The 16,765-nt window shown below is 72.3% G+C and carries 13 protein-coding genes; 6 read left to right on the top strand and 7 right to left on the bottom strand.

Translation table 11 applies throughout. The annotated features are described in order from the left end of the window. Positions 1 to 98: 98 nt before the first annotated feature. Complete coding sequence (locus ACRYCC_RS27785; protein WP_433816642.1) at positions 99 to 2,342, bottom strand: family 2 encapsulin nanocompartment cargo protein terpene cyclase; 2,244 nt, start codon at positions 2,340 to 2,342, stop codon at positions 99 to 101. 206 nt (positions 2,343 to 2,548) lie between these two features. Between ACRYCC_RS27785 and ACRYCC_RS27780 the strand changes: the two genes are divergently transcribed. Next, positions 2,549 to 3,751, top strand: coding sequence for a DUF6183 family protein (locus ACRYCC_RS27780; RefSeq protein ID WP_433816641.1), 1,203 nt, complete (start codon positions 2,549 to 2,551; stop codon positions 3,749 to 3,751). A 17-nt stretch (positions 3,752 to 3,768) separates the two neighbouring features. Here the strand turns inward: ACRYCC_RS27780 and ACRYCC_RS27775 are convergent, their stop codons facing one another. Genes ACRYCC_RS27775 through ACRYCC_RS27765 form a run of 3 tightly spaced genes read right to left on the bottom strand, consistent with a single transcriptional unit; the run spans position 3,769 to position 5,992 of the window. Beyond that, positions 3,769 to 4,710 carry a DUF1963 domain-containing protein gene (locus ACRYCC_RS27775; protein ID WP_433816640.1) on the bottom strand — a complete coding sequence of 314 codons (942 nt, stop codon included), beginning with the start codon at positions 4,708 to 4,710 and terminating at the stop codon, positions 3,769 to 3,771. 18 nt (positions 4,711 to 4,728) lie between these two features. Then, positions 4,729 to 5,508, bottom strand: coding sequence for a tRNA(His) guanylyltransferase Thg1 family protein (locus ACRYCC_RS27770; RefSeq protein WP_433816639.1), 780 nt, complete (start codon positions 5,506 to 5,508; stop codon positions 4,729 to 4,731). Further along, positions 5,483 to 5,992, bottom strand: coding sequence for an AAA family ATPase (locus tag ACRYCC_RS27765; protein WP_433816638.1), 510 nt, complete (start codon positions 5,990 to 5,992; stop codon positions 5,483 to 5,485). The genes ACRYCC_RS27770 and ACRYCC_RS27765 overlap by 26 nt, the downstream gene beginning before the upstream one ends. Before the next feature lie 165 nt (positions 5,993 to 6,157). Between ACRYCC_RS27765 and ACRYCC_RS27760 the strand changes: the two genes are divergently transcribed. After that, the gene (locus tag ACRYCC_RS27760) at positions 6,158 to 6,574 is read left to right on the top strand and encodes a hypothetical protein (protein WP_433816637.1); all 417 of its coding nucleotides are present in this window, start codon (positions 6,158 to 6,160) and stop codon (positions 6,572 to 6,574) included. Here ACRYCC_RS27760 and ACRYCC_RS27755 read toward each other — a convergent pair. Next, positions 6,565 to 8,979 (bottom strand): HelD family protein, encoded by a 2,415-nt coding sequence (locus ACRYCC_RS27755; protein WP_433816636.1) that lies wholly within the window; start codon positions 8,977 to 8,979, stop codon positions 6,565 to 6,567. The two genes, ACRYCC_RS27760 and ACRYCC_RS27755, sit on opposite strands and share 10 nt — an antisense overlap. Positions 8,980 to 9,460: 481 nt before the next feature. Here ACRYCC_RS27755 and ACRYCC_RS27750 point away from each other — a divergent pair, with 481 nt between their 5' ends. Then, positions 9,461 to 10,777 carry a hypothetical protein gene (locus ACRYCC_RS27750; protein WP_433816635.1) on the top strand — a complete coding sequence of 439 codons (1,317 nt, stop codon included), beginning with the start codon at positions 9,461 to 9,463 and terminating at the stop codon, positions 10,775 to 10,777. A gap of 1 nt (position 10,778) precedes the next feature. Here the strand turns inward: ACRYCC_RS27750 and ACRYCC_RS27745 are convergent, their stop codons facing one another. Together ACRYCC_RS27745 and ACRYCC_RS27740 are read right to left on the bottom strand one after the other, a co-directional pair. Further along, positions 10,779 to 13,139, bottom strand: coding sequence for a hypothetical protein (locus tag ACRYCC_RS27745; protein ID WP_433816634.1), 2,361 nt, complete (start codon positions 13,137 to 13,139; stop codon positions 10,779 to 10,781). A gap of 99 nt (positions 13,140 to 13,238) precedes the next feature. Further along, a complete protein-coding gene (locus ACRYCC_RS27740; RefSeq protein ID WP_433816633.1) occupies positions 13,239 to 14,093 on the bottom strand; it encodes a helix-turn-helix domain-containing protein in 855 nt (284 codons plus the stop codon). A gap of 147 nt (positions 14,094 to 14,240) precedes the next feature. Here ACRYCC_RS27740 and ACRYCC_RS27735 point away from each other — a divergent pair, with 147 nt between their 5' ends. From ACRYCC_RS27735 to ACRYCC_RS27725, 3 genes are all read left to right on the top strand, one after another. Then, positions 14,241 to 14,840: an NADPH-dependent FMN reductase gene (locus ACRYCC_RS27735; RefSeq protein WP_433816632.1), complete on the top strand. Its 600-nt coding sequence runs from the start codon at positions 14,241 to 14,243 to the stop codon at positions 14,838 to 14,840. Between the two features lie 89 nt (positions 14,841 to 14,929). Beyond that, positions 14,930 to 15,901, top strand: coding sequence for an ABC transporter ATP-binding protein (locus tag ACRYCC_RS27730; RefSeq protein WP_433816631.1), 972 nt, complete (start codon positions 14,930 to 14,932; stop codon positions 15,899 to 15,901). Then, positions 15,898 to 16,752: an ABC transporter permease gene (locus ACRYCC_RS27725; protein ID WP_433816630.1), complete on the top strand. Its 855-nt coding sequence runs from the start codon at positions 15,898 to 15,900 to the stop codon at positions 16,750 to 16,752. Before ACRYCC_RS27730 ends, ACRYCC_RS27725 begins: the two co-directional genes overlap by 4 nt. The last annotated feature ends 13 nt before the right edge of the window (positions 16,753 to 16,765 follow it).

Below are 16,765 nucleotides of genomic sequence, written 5' to 3'. Positions count from 1 at the left end.
GCGAGGGGCACCTCCTCGCGATGCATTGCCCTGATCGCCCGAGCGGGAGCGAACCCGCCCTGCGTCGTCGAGTCTTCCGCAGGGCGGGGATCACCCGGTCAGCCCACGACCGCCGGGCCCGGCGCCACCAGCCGTGCCGCCGAGGTCCCCAGACCGGTGGGCAGGAGAGAGAAGGTCCCCGGCGTGCCCGGGAGCCTGCGGCGCCGGAGCTCGGCCTCGGTGTACCGGGCGCACCTGCGGTGCCATTCCAGGATTCCCGACATCCATTCCTTCAGGTCGTCGGCGTGCCGGGTGAGGATCTCGCGGACCGGCTCGTCCAGGGCGAACTCCTCGAACAGCGCGGGCAGGTCATGGGCGATGATGTGCTCGAACTGCTGCATCCGTGCCGCCATCAGATCGGCCACGATGTCCCGCGCCGTACACCGGTCGACGTCCAGGAAGTTCTCCACGACCAGCACCAGGTTGTGCATCTCACCCTCGAACTCGATCTCCTTTTGGTAGGAGAACAGGTCGTTGGTGAAACACGCGTAGTCCTGCGCAGCGGTGTCCAGCTCGCGCATGACCCGGGTCTGGTAGATCTCCGCGGGCACCTCGTCCGAGTGGGCGAGCCGGGCCAGGCTCATCGTCATGTCCGACCCGAACGTCCTGCGGCGCATCTCGATGTAGTCGATCGGGTCCGGGATGCGGTGCTGGGCCTGGTTGGCCAGCTCCCACAGCCAGCTGGAGGTCATGGCCTCCACCGCCGTGCGGAACTGCTGCCGGGCGCTGGCCGTCATGGGGCCGGCGGTGCGCCGCCACAGATCGCCCAGGCCCCGCTCGATGGGGTTCGTCGGCTCCGGGGTGGCCCCGGCGTCCAGCGGCATGAAGGCCGGCAACCGGTCGTTGCAGAGCTTCGCCGCCGCGAGATCGCGCCGTGCCCCGAAGACCAGAGGGAAGTAGTCGTCGCCGTAGGTGCCCCAGGCCAGCCAGTCGGCGGACAGGTTGAGCTGCTCGGGACTCGCGTCGGCGTGGATCATCGCGGCGCAGTGCGCGAAGTCGAAGCCGAGGAAGCGCCGCTCGTCCCACACCCCGCCGGCCTCCAGCCCCGGCACCGAGTCGAACATGCCCATCCGCCGCGCCCAGCCGACCGCGTATTCCCGCGCGGCGTCCAGGTGCGGGCTGGTGCGGACCGGATAGGGCATGTAGAGGTCCGGCAGCGGCAGGTGTCCCACCGGCCGGAACGGCGTGTGGGAATGCCGCCGGGCCCGGGATCTCAGGCCGAGGCTCGCCGGGGACACCGCCCTGGCCGCGGAGGTGCCCAGGCCGGCCGGGCCCCGCAACACGCTCGGAGAGTCGGAGACGGCGCCCTCGTTCATGTACCGGCTCGACCGCGCGTGCCACTCGTGCCCGCCGGACTGCCAGTCCTGCAGGCCCTTGACGTAGGCGGCCACCCCGGCCGGCTCGGCCACGGGCCCGGCGTGCTCGGCCAGCAGGCCGGGCACCTCGATCAGCGCGGTGTTCTCGAACTGCTGCAGCCGGGAGGTCAGCAGGTCGTTGACCAGCTCGGCGGCCTCCTGTGTCGAGCAGTCGAAGAACCGCTCGAAGACCAGCACCGCGTTGGAGTTCTCCCCCTCCTCCTGGACCTCACGCTGGTACGAGAACAGGTCGTTGCGCAGGTGCACCGCGTCGGCGAACGTGTCCGTCAGCACCCGCATCGGCCTCGTCCCGGCGAGCCGGTCGGGGACCTCCGCGCCGACGGCGTACTCGACGAGGTTCGCCGACCACGGCGCGCCGCCGACCCGCCGCCGCATCTGCACGTACTCGATCGGATTGGCGATCCGGCCCCGGTCGATGTTGTTCAGCTCCCACATCGACTCGACCATCAGGTTGTGCGTGCTGGTGATGAAGCGCCGCCGCCATCCTTGCGACATCGCCGGCACCGTGCGCTCCCAGAGGTCCCGCAGGCCCGCCTCGGCCGCGTTCTCCGGCTCCGGCGGCGTCTCGTCGTCGGCGGTCATGAACAGCTCGAGGCGGTCGAGGTAGGCCTTGGCCCCGGTGACGTCGCGGGAGTACTTGAACTGCTCGAGGAAGTGGTCGTCGAAGAAGAACACCCAGACGTACCAGTCGGTGATCAGGTCCAGGGCGGGGCCGTCGCAGTCCGGATGGGTGTAGGCGCACATCAGCGCGTAGTCCATCCGCGCCAGCGCGGCTTCGTCCCAGACGACGCCACCACCGGGCTTGGGCGTGTCGAGCATGCCCATCCGACGGGCCCATGCCGTGCTGTGCTCACGTGCGCGCTCGAGATGAGGGTTGATCCGGGCCGGATACGGGACGTAGAAGTCAGGCAGTGCGAAAGGCTGCATGGCAAATTCCTACACTCTCGAGCCGCCTGGCACAGTGCACTTAAGGGCAGGACAATGTAACCGCCAACCGGCCATGCCACCAGCACAAATACCATCATAAAAAGGACGGACCACACCAGAAACCAATGCGCCAACTAAAGGGTTCCACCTCCCCTTTGGGGAGCAAATCCATTTACCGGGCGATCGGGCTCTGGCAGGATCGACCGGTGGCCGCTTCGCGCAGGTCGTCCCCCGAGGACCATTCCGTCCAGCGGGCCCTCGGCCGGCTCAGGGACGTGTCGGCGCCGCCGGGCCCTCCACCGGCGGTGCTGACCTGGCTGGCCTCCGGCCGCCTCGATCTGGTGGAGGAGCTGCTCGGCGGCCTGCTCGCGACGCGGCGGCCGACGTTCGAGATGGTGAGAACGTTCCGCGAGGTCCTTCAGCGGCTCGCCCGCGTTCCGGGGCAGGACTCCGTCGCCGCCGTACTCCGGATCGCCGACCTCACCCGCGCCACCGTCGCGGATCGGCTGGCCGACCGCAGGCAGACCTCGCCCGGCCCATGGCTCCGCAACGGCGACCGTGAGATCGCCGGCTGGCTGGCCGACGGTCAGCGGCTCGCCCTGCTGACGCCGCTCTTCGCCGCGGCCGCACCCGACGACGAACTGGCCGCCTGCCTGTTGCAGGAGGCGGTACGGCGGCACGGCGACCTCGGCCCGGTCACCGAGGCGGCCGGCCTCGGGCAGCGGCTGCGCGCCGCGGGTCATCCGCTGGGCCACCTGCCACTGCGGCTCCTCGAGACCGAGCGGTTCTACGCACCCGAACGCCGGCTCGAGTCGCGCTCCATGCCCGACGGGTACCCGGCCCCGTACGAGTCGCGACCGCGCCCGTCCCGCGCCGCGGACGGCCCGCCCGATCTGGAACCGGCCGCGGTGGAGGTCGAGTGGCCCGCCGCCCGTCAGGCTCGGCAGGCCTTGCAGGACTACCAGATCGAATCGGACGGCGAAGCCGAGTCACGCCTCTACCTGCTCGACCGGCCGCTCGGCGCCGCATCGTTCGGCGGCTCGGCGCTCCTGCGGCTGGCGCCGGACTGTCTCGCCGGCGCCGAGGGCCGGCAGGTGCGCGCCTGGCGGGCCGGTGCCCATGACGTGTGGGCAGTGCTGTACGAGCAGTCGCTCTGGGGCGGCCCGAGCGGCCACGGTCGCGGCGCGGCCTACAGCCGTGCGGCCGCGTGGGGCGCGCTCGCCGCGCTCTGCGGCGCGACCGGTGACCTCGAGGACGTCGAGCGCGCCGCCGCGCAGTGCGCCTGGCTGCTCTTCGACGCGGATACCCCGTGGTACCTGCGGGTGAACGAGAGCCTGGACGTCGGCATCGCCGTGCTGTGGCCGGACCGGCAGACGGTGGCGCTGCTGGCCGCCACCGACTCGGACTAGCCTCTGCCGCCGATCCGCTACGAGGTCTGGATCCCGGCATAGGTGCGGTCGAAGCGGCCCTGCGCCAGGTCGCGGTCGTCGATCAGGAAGACGAGCCGGCCGGCGTCCCACCACATCATGTCGGCGGCCTCGTGCGAGTCGACCTCGAACAGCACCTTCCAGTGCGCGATCTCGCTCTCGTGCCGGTGCTCGTTGTCGGCGTACCACTGCAGGTCGGGGAGCTCGGACCGGAGGATCCGCGCGTAGTCGTCCCGGCCCTCGCGGCGCAGCCTGTCGATGTCGGCGCGCACCTGCTCGACGGGCAGGTGCCAGTCGTAGAGGATCGACTTCCTTCCGGCCGAGCAGAGATAGGCGTCATGGGCCGGACTGCCCGGGTGGTCGCTCGGATGCCCGCCCACCCGGCTGCGCCCTTCCGAGCCGGGCACCGGAGGACTGAGCAGGTCCGACAACCGTTCACCCGCCGTGCCGAGGTCCAGCCACAGCAGGCTCTCGGGGAGTACGACCGTGGGCCTCAGCACGAGCGGGCATCCGGGGAAGTCAGGCTGCTCGTCGTTGACGAACTCCGGCACGGGCGGTCGGCAGGTGCGCAGCGCCTTCACGTCGGGGAAGTAGCGGACCTCGTGATCGACGTCGGAGGCGGGCTCGTCGACCCCGATGAAGAAGGCGAGCAGTCCTTCGGCGGGCAGGCCGACGTCCGCGGCCGGAAAGCCCCCGAGGTCGAGCTGGCCCACGAAGGTCAGCGCCCGCCCCTCCCGGGTCGGCCAGTGCTCCGGCCCCGGCAACGCGGGCCGCCCGCCGAGCCGGCAACCCGCCGGGCGGTCGGCTTCGCCGGTCGTCACCTCGGCGCTGAACGCCGGCAGCGCCCGCTCGCGAAGCTCCTCCCAGCGCGCCGACAGCCCCGCCTGCGTGACCGCGTCACGCAGCATCCTCGCCTGCGGGTCGGGCAATGTCGCGGCCATCGGCAATCTCTAGCAGACCTAGGTGGGGTCAGCGCAAGCCGGCTCCGCGGAGTCGTCGATCAGCGTCCTGACCAGCTCCCGGTAAGAGTCCTTCATCGGCAGATCCCGCTCCACGTGCACGCCGCGGCGGGTGGCCGTGACGTCGACCTTCCGGATCGGGTCATGGCCTGTCCTGAGGTGGGTCCGCCACCAGAGGCCGATGCCGCGCCGCTGCCAGGCGGGCACCTCGTTGAAGTTGATCCCGCGGGCGTACAGCATCTCGTTCTTGGCCGCCACCGTGGTGCCGTGGAGCGCCTTGGTGGCCTGCCGTGCCGACCGGCCCTCCTTGCGCAGGGTCCAGTAGCACCAGCCGTTCAGCGCGCAGCGGGCCGCGTCGGCCTGCCGCCAGGACAGATAGTCGACCACGTCCGCGGTGCCGGTGCCCATCCAGACCCGGCTGTCGAAGTGCGCGGGTTCCCCGGCGGCGTGGGTGAAGGCGGCCGAGGCGATCGAAGCGGAGATCGACACCAGCTTCTCCATCTCCCGCCCGAACAGGTCGAAGGACGGGTCGAACACGACCGAGATCTCGTCGCTCTCGGTATAGGCGTACCGACCGCCCAGCTCGGTCAGCAGGGTCTGCGCGGTGCCGGTCATCAGCGCGGAGAACCGCGGATCGAAGGGCTTGTCGAAGCGCCGTTCGGTGAACCGGGAGAAGCCCCGCCCGTCCACCCGGATGATCGCCCACGCGCCGGGCAGCAAGGTCAGCGTGTGCAGCCATTCGCGGGCCCGCATGTCACGTTCGAGATCCCGGCCCCGCATGCTCACCTTCCCCGGTATCGGTCGACGTCACCGTGAAACCACCCGCCCCGTCCATCCGTACGGTGTGCACCGTGTCGAAACCGTCACGGGTCATCGGGCGGCGCAGGCGCTTGAGCGTCGCATGAATCCCGATCTCCGGCACCCGGATTTTCACCCGCCGGGCGGCATTGCGCTCCAGCGAACCCGCCACGTCCGGGGGGAACCACAGCCCGACGACCTTCGCGCCATGGCGGCGGCCCAGCGCTATCAGCGGCTCCCATTCCAGCGGCGACGGATTGGTGTTGTCCACCGCGACACTGCGGCCCGCCGCCAGGGTCTCGTCGATCAGCCGCACCTGGCGGGCCTGCCGGCGCCGGGCGTTGGGGAACAGATCCTTGCTGACATGGACGTGCGTGTCCGACAGCCGCTGCCGGTAGAACGTCGACTTCCCCGATGCCTGCAACCCGACCAGGACCACGAGTTCCAGCGGGGGATCCTCATCCACACCAGAACACTACGCAACCGGCCGCGGACCGACCGGCGCGGAGGAGCAGCGGCACCTGCGATGCCGGGCGGCCACCGTTACACTCGCCGGTATCGGCGGGTGAAAGATCCCGGACGTCGGCCCGCGATCGCCGGGACGGCACCGGGCCGGGCTGCTGGAGACCATGTGCTGCTGTCTCGACCCTTGAGGAGCCTGGCCGCGCTGACGTGCGCCGGCGCTCTCGTGGCCTGCGGGTCCGAAGCGGAACAGCCCGCCGACCCCACCGCGACCCCGAGCGTCTCGGCGCCCGGCCCGTCGTCGGCCGCCGCCGATGCCTGCCCGCGGCCCGCGGAGATCGTCAAGGCGATGGACGCCAGAGGCTGGACCGGGTTCCGGGTACGGGGTTCCGTGGTCTGCGACGGTGACTGGGCGACCGCCACCGTCCAGCAGACCGCCGTCTCCACCGACCCGGCCCGGGCGGTGCTCCGGCGTAAGGACGGCAGACTGCGAGCGGTGATCTACGGTACCGACGCTCTGTGCGGCAATCCGGGGGTCCGGCCGGCACCCCAGAAGATCAAGCGTGCGCTGGGCGCCTACTGCTGAGCCCGGCCGGCGTGGGTGACCACGCGGGTGAGGACGGACGGGAGCGGCCCCGGGTGCAGGATGCCCAGGCGCTTGGTCGCCCGGGTCAGGGCCACGTAGAGGTCGTTCAGCCCGCGCGGTGACGCGGTCAGGATGGCGGCGGGGTCGGCGAGCAGGACCGAGTCGAACTCCAGGCCCTTCGCCTGGCGTACGCCCAGCACGACGACGCGGCTCTTCAGGTCGGGCCGGGAGCCGTAGGACGCCTGCGGGAGCGCCGCGCGTACGGCGGCTCCGAGCTCACCCAGCCCGGCCTCCGGGACGATCACCGCCAGCGTTCCCTCGGCTCCCTCGCCGAGGGCCGCGGCCTCCGACACGGCCCGCTCCGCCAGCGCGGCGGGCAGGTCGCCGCCGGTCCGCAGCCGCCAGGGCGCCACTCCGGTCTCCCGTACGGAGCGGGGCGGCCGCATGCCGGGGTCGAGGGCGGACAGCACCTCGGCGGCCACCTCCATGATCTCTGCGGGAGTGCGGTAGTTGACCGACAGGCGGATCAGCCGCCAGCGGTCGCCGACATGGGGCTCCAGGACCCGCCGCCACGACGTCGTACCGGCGGGGTCGCCGGTCTGGGCGATGTCCCCGACGACGGTCATCGACCGGGTCGGGCAGCGCCGCATCAGCGACCGCCAGGCCATCTCGGACAGCTCCTGGGCCTCGTCCACGATGACGTGCCCGAAGGTCCACGAACGGTCGGCGGCGGCCCGCTCGGCCACACTGCGGTGATCTGCGATCTCGTGCCGGTCCGCCAGCGCCCGCGCGTCCATCAGGTCCGCCGCCGTCAGCAGTTCGGCCGCCTCGTCGTCCTCCAGATCGCTGGACCGCGATCCGGTGCCGATGTCGAGGACCCCCTGGGCATAGGCGACCTGTTCGGCCCGCCTGCGGTCCGCGACGGAGACCCTCTCGCGGTCGTCCTCGCCCAGCAGTTCGGCCGCCTCGTCCAGCAGCGGCACATCGGCGACGCTCCAGCCGCCCGGGCGGCGCAGCAACGACCGTCGCTCGGCGGCGGTCAGCTCCGGTGCCACGGCGGCCAGCCTCGCCGGGTCGGCGAACAGCTCCTCGAGCAGGCGCTGGGGCGTGAGCTCCGGCCACAACCTGTCCAGCGCGGCGTGCACACCGGGCTCGTGCCACAGTTCCCGTCGCAGCGCCGCCACCTCCTGTGGCCCCCCGATCGGGTCGGGCGGCATGCCGTCGGGGTCGACAAAGGCCGGGAGGCCGTCGTCGTCGGGCATCGCCCGCAGGGCCGCCAGCTCCGTCTCGTCGAGCACCTGGGCCAGGTCGTCCTCCAGACGGTCGGCCAGCCGCCGGGTGAGGTCGGCGGACTCCCCGGCGAGCACCGCGACGATCTCGCGGGCGAACAGCCGCCGGGCCTGGTTGTGCGGGAGGCGGGAGGCCCGGGCCCGCTCCGCCGCCCGGGCACAGACCTCGGGCTCCAGCCGGAGCGTCTCCTCCCCGACCTCGACGTCCACGGGTCCGGTCACGGCGCCCTGCCGGGCGGCGACGGCGGCGGCCAGCACCCGGGCCATCACCGCCCGGCCCTTGATCTCGGCGGTCGCCGCGGGCTCGTCGCGGTCCGCGCTCACCCCGGGGTACAGGGCCCCGACCGTGGACAGCAGCACGTTGGTCTCCCCGAGGCCGGGCAGAACCTGTCCGATGTACGACAGGAACGCGGCGTTGGGGCCCACGACCAGCACCCCGCGGGCCGCCAGCCGCTGATGGGTGTACAGCAGGTACGCGGCGCGGTGCAGGGCGACCACGGTCTTGCCGGTGCCCGGACCGCCCTGCACCACCAGCACGCCACGGTGGTCGGACCGTATGATCGCGTCCTGCTCGGCCTGCAGGGTCGCCACGATGTCGCCCATCCGGCCGGTCCGGCCGGTGTTCAACGCCGCCAGCAGCGCCGCCTCGCCGACCAGCCCGTCCGGATCCGCGAGACCCTCGCCGTCGAGCACCTCGTCGTCCAGGCCGATCACCCGCCGGTGGCGGGTCGTGATGTGCCGGCGCCGGCGCACTCCCTCGGGGGCCGCCGAGGTCGCCACGTAGAACGGTCTGGCGGCCGGGGCCCGCCAGTCCAGCAGCAGCGGCTCGCCGTCGTCGGAGTCGTCCATGACGTTGATCCGCCCGATGTAGCGGCGCCCGCCGTCCCGCAGGTCCAGGCGGCCGAAACACAGGCCGTTCTCCGCCGCCTCCAGCCGCGCCGCCCGCTCGGCCAGCGCGGAGACCGACACCTCACGCTCCACCCTGGCCTGCGCCGACGCACCCGGATCGGCCAGCGTCCCGGCGAGCCGTGCCGCCGTCCGCTCCCGCAGGCCGTCCAGCCGCCCGTACAGCATCCCGACGTAGGCCTGCTCCCGTTGGAACTCCTCAGCGGACAAACCGCGCCCCTTCCCGGCAACCGCGCCTGCTCTCCCGCCCGGTCCCCGAACCACCCGTCACCGGTTCCGGGCAGGAGTCACCCCGTCTGCCGACTCCACCGGCCTGACGGGTCATCGACGCAGTCAGGGTGCCTCGAATGTCACCGAACAACCAGTCTTGTACTTTCGCCTCGCGTCAGCCGGTCCGGGCCGAGCCGTCATGGTGATGCCACTGCCGCCATGGCGGCGGCCTTGTCGGTGAGCGAACGCGGCATGGCCGTCACGGTGTACGACCACGACTGGCATCCGGCTCGGCCACGGCAAACAAACCACCATCTGCCGGTCGGCCATGCGCGGACCCGATGATGATGTCGTCGTTCCCTTGTTGCGGCGTGGGTCCCGGCTCTCGGGCGTCAGGTTCGGAGAATGGCGCCATGGCCCTGCCTGCGTCCTCGACGTCACCGGGGCACTCACCGACGTACACGGTCACGGGAGCTCACACATGGCGGGTGGCAGCACCGACGTTCAAGGCCCCGCGGGTGCCCGGGGGATCGCCGGATCCGTGCTGGCCGCCGGGCTCATCGCCGCGGCGTTGACCCCGGGCTCCCCGGCCTCCGCCCAAACCGGGGTCGCGCAGGTGGCCGCCAGGCCCAAGCCCGGTCCGGGCGGCGGCCAGTACTTCGACTCCGCGCAGTGGCAGCGCGAGGCCCGCGACGAGATGCTGCGCAGCATGCGGACCGGCGAGCCCTTCGACTGGGCCAAGGTCTACCGCAGATCCTTACACCCGCTCGCCCGCCCCAGGACGACGGCGAGACGCCAGCACGTGAACTCGCATCCCGCCCACGCCGGCCGGCACGGCGCGGCGCACCACCTGCGAAGGCCGCTCCACCGTCCCGTCCCGCTCGGCCGACCGAGCCGGCCCGCCGCTCCGGTGACGGTCTCCGCCACCCCGACGGTGAGGACGCCGCACCCACCGTCGAAGGCACCGCTCGCGGCCGCCTCGGCGACGCGTCCGGCCGGCCGGACGCCCGCTGCCGCAGGCCGGCATCGAGTGGCCTCCAGCCCGCGGGTGACGGCCTCGCCCTCGCCGGGGCGGAACTGGTGGAACGTTCCCCTTCTGATCCTCATGCTCGGGTCGCTGCTGCTCGCCGTCGCCGCGCGGCGGCGCCTCACCCCCGTGGCGGCCGTGATCCGGTCGGCGCCGAAGCTGTCCGGGCTGCGGGTCGTACGCCCGCGCCGAGCGCCGGCCCCGCCCGAGGCCGTACCGCTGCCGGGCCTGGACCCGTTCGCGGTGGGCGGGCTCGCGCTCACCGGCGCCGGCGCCGCACCGGCCGCCCGGGGCGTCATCATGGCCGTGCTGACCGGCCGGCCCAGCGGATCGGCCGAGGTCGTGATGTCCCGCGTCGCCGCCTGGAACCTGCTCGGCATCGGCGCCGGCGACCTCGCGGGCGATCAGCTCCCGGGCCTCGTGCTCACCGGCGACTTCCTCCAGGCCAAGGCCCACCTGCAGACACCCGGGCCGGCCCGGCTGTTCGTCACCTGCTCCGGCGGCCTCGACCTCCTCCACGACCTGCTGACCCGGGAGCGCGGACGGATCGCGGCCATCAGCCTCACGCCCTGGCCGCACGCCACCATCGAGGTCACCGCCGACGGCCGGATCAGCGGGATGTCGCACCCGCACCTGGCAGGCGCACTGACCAGCCCGCTGCCCACCCTCACCAGGGCACAGGCGCACACCCGGCTCATGACCCTGCCGACCGTACGGAGGCCGGAGCCGCCCGAAGCCCGAAGGGATCCCCCAGGCTCCGATCACGGGTGACTCACTCGGCGGGAGGCGGCGCGGGCGGGTCGCAGGTGGGCAGCGCCCAGGCGGTACGGACCTCGTCGATGAGCCGCCAGGCGAACCTCGTGTCGTCGGCGAACATCGCCCGGGCTCTGGCCAGCCGGTCGAGGTGGCCCGGATGGTCGGTGTCGCTGGTGGCCCACCGTATCCGCCGCTCGTCGAGCCGCTCGTCGAACACCTCGACCAGCGTCAGGCAGAAGTAGAGGTAGCCGGCCAGGTCGAGGCGGAGGGCGGCGGCCTCGGCCGACATCCCGCGCTCCGCTTCGCCCACCAGAGTGATCAGCCCGATGCTCGGCTCCGCGCCGCTCACATCGTTGATCATGGCGTGCAGTGCGGCGAGCAGGTCCTGGGTCGGCCCCGCCCGGCCTCGGGCGGCGAGGATCTTCGCGACGGCCCTGGCCTTCCGCCGGGACTCCTCGCGAACGAGCCGGGTGCACACCTCCGCGAGCCGTACCGGCTGCCCGTCCGGGAGGCTCTGCCCGATCCGCACGACCAGCCTGGCCGAGCGGATCAGATCGCGGGCCAGCCCGCCGGACAGGCAGTGGCACAGCGCGATGTACGGCTCGGTCAGCCCGACCACCCGGCGGTAGAGCAGCCTCCGGGAGTCCTCGTAACGGAAGGGCTCGACCCTGATGATCTCGTCAAAGGAGCTGTCGAACACGTCGCGTAGCGGCAGGCCGCGCCGTTCGAAGGAGGTGAGCGCCTCGTCCGACACCGAGACGAGGAAGTACACGTGCGGCACCCCGAAGATGCCCTTGATCTCGTTGAGGAACCGCTCGGCCTGCTCCGCGGTGCCGATCTTGTCCAGTTCGTCCACCCCGAGGAAGACCCGGTGCCCCTGACCGGCGACGTACTCCGCGGCCCGGCCGGCGAAACCGCGGAACTGCTCCACGATCTCCGGGTAGCTCAGCGGCTGCTCGGCCCAGGACGAGCCGCCCGAGCGCTGGCCCGACGGGCCGCCCGGCAGGGTCATCGACCCCGACCACCCGGAGGTGCGGGTCTGCAGGTACCGGACCCGGGCGAGATTGCGCCCGGCCTCGGCGCTCAGCCCCTTCGCGGAGGTGATGCTCGCCGACGGCGCCTTGATGAGGAAACCCCACCTGGCCGGGCCGAAGGCGTACCACGCCCCCAGCGCCAGGACCGCGAGCGCCACGTAGTCGACCACGGGCCCCGGGATGACCGCGTGCCCGCCGGCCTTCAGCCGGATGACCGGGAAGTGCTGCATCACCAGCAGCGCCGCCCCGAGACCGGCCCAGTAGTACCTCCTGACGGTGGCCACCACGGCCGAGAACGACACCCGGAGCAGCTCGTAGGGCGACCTCGTCGAGGTGACGTACGATCTCGGCCGCTCGTCGACGTACCCGGCCACCGCCCGGCAGAAGGTGGCGAACAGGTGCAGGACGAAGTCGCGCGCGGCATAGTCCACCGGCGCGGAGACCATGCAGCACAGGTCGCCGCCCGGCTGGTCGGCCCGCGGCTCGCAGTAGCGCCGGATCAGGGTCGACTTGCCGGAGCCCCGGCTGCCCGCGATCCCCACGCTTCCGCCCGACAACCGGTGGGTGAGCTCCTCCATCTCCGCGCCGACACTGGTGACCACGTGGTAGTCCGACCTGTAGACCTCGCTGAGGCCGGGGCTCGCGGTGACCCTGAACTCCGGGTCCAGCCTGTCGTCGCGCGCCTCGTTGAGGAGCGTGCGGATGAACGCCAGCAGATGGTCCTCACCGACCACCCGCAGCAGGCGTTCCCGCGCGAACCTGACGTTCATCGCCGCGGAATCCTCCATCGCGGAATCCGGCTCGGCGAACCGCCCTTCTCTCCGGGCGCTGACGAACGCCATCGCCAGACCGCCGATGATCAGGCAGCCGAGGCCGGACCACCAGACGACGAAGCCGGCGGACCAGGAGGCGAGCTGCCCGGCCACACCGGCCACCACGGCGATCGCACCCGACGCGGCGAAGGCCATGGCCGCGGCGCGCAGGATCCGATCAGCGGAGTCGCGGGTCTTCTCCTGCCGGAGCTCCAGCGCCTTGCGATACGCCTCGTACTCCGGGGCCGCCTGCTGGAGCACCCGCCCCGCCGCCGCCACGCACGCGTTCCGCATCCAGGCCCGGGTGAGGTTCTGGTCCTCCAGTACGGCACTGATCTCGGGCAGGACGAGCACCTGGTCCAGCAGCGCCATGTAGTCGTAGAGGAGATCGGGGTCGGGGCCGAACACTCCCTTGCGGGTCGGCTCCGTACCCCGGTCCGCGGCCCCGGCGGCGGGCGGTGCGTCGTCGCCGGCCCGGCGGGCGGCGGACCCCGGGCTCGAGTCGGTCTCCGGTCCAGACGGTGAAGCCACGTGCCAGCCTCCCTATCCCCACGCACAGGATGCCGCCCACGCTCGCTCGCCCGCCACCTTCCCGCCGCACTGCCGCACGGTCAGGGGCCGGGGTCCGGGTCAGCCGGGCACGGCGCGCAGCGCGCCCACCCGGCGGCCGGTGAGGCGGTCGAGGGCGGCGGAGGTCTCGTCGTCCGCCGGGAGATGGACGATGAGGCGCTGGTCGTCGTCGGCGGGCAGTTCGAGGGTTTCGTAGGCCAGGCGCAGCTCGCCCGCGGCGGGGTGGACCAGCCGGGCGATGCCGCTCGACTTCGGCAGGCCGGGCAGGGCGGCCACGCGTGCGGTGAAGGCCGCCCCGGCGGTGACGGTCAGCTCGTCGGCGAGCATGGCGACGTGCCGGTCCGCTCGGAACGGCCCCTGCTTGAGGGCGGCGACCTGTTGGTCGGCCATGTGCTCCCAGTCGGGATAGGCGGTACGCGCCCGGTCGTCGGTGAACACGAAGCGGGCGAGGTTCGGCGGGCTGTCGTCCAGCAGGCCGATGGGTCCCGCCAGCCGCTCGTAGCCCGCCGTGCAGGCGAGGATCTCGCTCAGCCGGTTGAGCAGTACGGCGGGGGCGGGCTCGAGGCGGTCGAGCAGTGCCCGCACGGTGGGGCGTACGGTGCGCGCCGGCTCCGCACCGCCCATGCAGCTGAAGCCCCCGTCGGCGGCCTTGGTGAGCCGGTGCAGGTGGACGCGCTCGCTCGGGGTCAGCCGTAGCGCCTCGGCCAACGCGGAGAGCACGGGCGCGGACGGCCGGCGGTCGCGCCCCTGCTCGAGCCGGGTGAGGTACTCGACGCTGACTCCCGACAGCGTGGCCAGCTCGGCCCGGCGCAGGCCCGGGGTGCGGCGGCGGGGGCCGGTGGGCAGCCCCACCTCGGCCGGTGTGACGGCTTCCCGGCGGATGCGCAGGAACATGCCGAGCTCGTTGTCGCTCACGTTTCGAACGTAACAGCCGCGGTCACCCGGATCGTGGCCCCAGTGGTACCACTCTCAGCCCGGCCTTCCTGGTCTCCGCCCCGCCCGGCAGCTTGAGGGGCGTGACCTCCACGGTCACCTCGTGAACCTCGGACAGGGAGTACGACCATGCCCAGCCAGACCCTGAACCTCGCAGTGATCATCGGTAGCGTCCGGGAGGGCCGGTTCGGCCCGGTGGTCGCGAACTGGTTCGTCGAGCAGGCCGAGCAGCACGGCCGGTTCGCGGTGGACCTCATCGACCTGGCGGACACGCCGCTGCCGCTGGAGCTGCCGCCCGTACCGCCGGCGCTCGAGCCCGCCATGGCCCGCCCCGCCGCGATGGCGGGCCTCACCCGGCGGATCGAGGCGGCCGACGTGGTCGTCGTGGTGACGCCGGAGTACAACCGCAGCTACCCGGCGTCCCTGAAGGCGGCCATCGACTGGCACTACACCGAGTGGCGGGCCAAGGCGATCGGCTTCGTCGGCTACAGCGGGGGGACCGGCGGCGTCCTGGCGGTGGAGCACCTGCGGCAGGTCTTCAGCGAGCTGGAGGCCCACACGGTCCGCGACTACGTCACCTTCCCCCGGTACTACCAGCTCTTCAGCCCCGACGGCACGCTCCGCGACCCTGAGGGCCCCAACGGTGCCGCGAAGGTGCTGCTCGACCAGCTGCTGTGGTGGGGCGCGGTGCTCCGCGACGCCCGGCGCGACCGCCCGTACGCCACGTAGAGGCTGCCTGCCGGGCCGAGTATCACTATTGCGATAGATAGTACGTCTGCTATCTTCCGGAAGAGGAGTCGGACGGAAGGTAGCGGGTCATGACCGTGGTGAGGGAGTTGGGTGATCCACCCCGGGGCGCGGGGCGCCGGGGCGAGGACGCGGTGATCGACGTCCGTGGCCTGCGCATGCGGTACGGCCCGGTGGACGTGCTCGACGGGGTCGAGTTCACCGCTCACCGTGGCGAGGTGCTCGTCCTGCTGGGGCCGAACGGGGCCGGCAAGACCACCACGATCGAGATCCTGGAGGGCTTCCGGATGCGCTCGGCCGGCGAGGTCGGCGTCCTCGGGATCGACCCGGCGGACGGGGACGAGCGCTGGCGGGCGCGTCTCGGCGTCGTGCTCCAGTCATGGCGCGACCACGGCCGGTGGAAGGTGCGGGAGCTGCTGCACGACCTCGGCAGGTACTACGCGCCGTACTCCACCGCGGGGCGCGAACGCCCCATTGACGCGGGGGAGCTGATCGAGATGGTCGGGCTGGGCGATCAGGCGAACCAGAAGATCTCCTCGCTGTCGGGTGGGCAGCGCCGCCGGCTGGACGTGGCGATCGGCATCGTCGGCCGGCCCGAGGTGCTGTTCCTCGACGAGCCCACCGTCGGCTTCGACCCGCAGGCACGGCGGGACTTCCACGACGTGGTGCATCGCCTGTCCGACCTGGAGGGCACCACGATCCTGCTCACCACGCACGATCTCGACGAGGCCGAGAAGCTCGCCGACCGCATCCTCATCCTGGCCGGCGGCAGGATCGTCGCCGACGGCAGCGCCGACCGGCTCGCCCGGCAGGTGTCCAGCCGGGCCCAGGTCCGCTGGAGCCGGGACGGCGAGCACTACGTGCACGCCACCGACGACGCCACCCGGTTCGTCCGGGACCTGTTCACCCAGCACGGTGACCGGATCGCCGACCTGGAAGTGAGCCGGGCGAGTCTGGAGGACACCTACATGGCGATGGTCGCCCGGCACGAGACCGGCCGGTCCGTGGAAGCGGTGGCGGAGTTCCAGGAGGCCGGCCGATGAATCCGACCCTGTACGCCGCCCGGCTCGGGCTGTCTCGCGGGTGGCGTGAGTTCCGCCAGACCCTGACCTCGGTGCAGGACATCTTCTGGTACGTCTTCGTCGCCGTGGCTTTCGTGGTCGTTCTGTACTTCCAGCGGGACTCGACGGTCAAGGGGACCGAGGTGTCCCTGGCGTTCTCGGTGCTGCCGGGCATTCTCGGCATGATGGTCGCCCTCGGCGGGCTCCAGGGCGCCGCCGGAGCGCTGGCGGTCGAACGGGAGGACGGCACGCTGCTGCGGGCCAAGGCGGTACCGAACGGCATCGCCGGTTATCTCACGGGCCGGATCGTGTCGGTGTCCCTCGGCGCACTGCTCAGCCTGGTGATCATCCTCGTTCCGGCGCTGTTCCTGGTCCCCGAACTCGCCGGCACCGATCCGGGCGGATGGCTGACCTGCCTCTGGGTGCTCGCCCTGGGACTGCTCGCCACCCTGCCCCTCGGCGCGATCATCGGCTCGCTGGCCAAGAGCCCGCAGACCGTCTTCGGTCTGGTGATGCTCCCGACCATGGGGGTGACCGCGATCTCCGGGATCTTCTATCCGATCTTCGCGCTGCCCGGGTGGGTCCAGGCGATCGCCCAGGCGTTCCCGATCTACTGGCTCGGGCTCGGCATGCGCTCGGCCTTCCTGCCGGACTCCGCGGCGGCGGTGGAGATCGGCGCGTCGTGGCGGCATCTGGAGACACTCGCGGTGCTCGGGGCGTGGGCGCTCATCGGTCTCCTCCTCGCCCCCCGGATCCTGCGCCGCATGGCCCGCAAGGAGTCCGGCTCCGCCATGGACGCCCGGCGCCGGCAAGCGCTACAGCGCTTCGCCTGAGAAGATGATGCCG

This window comes from Actinomadura scrupuli (assembly GCF_050971785.1).
GTDB lineage: Bacteria > Actinomycetota > Actinomycetes > Streptosporangiales > Streptosporangiaceae > Actinomadura_E > Actinomadura_E scrupuli.
Note: the sequence above shows the minus strand (reverse complement) of the source record. Positions and strands in the feature narration are given on the sequence as shown.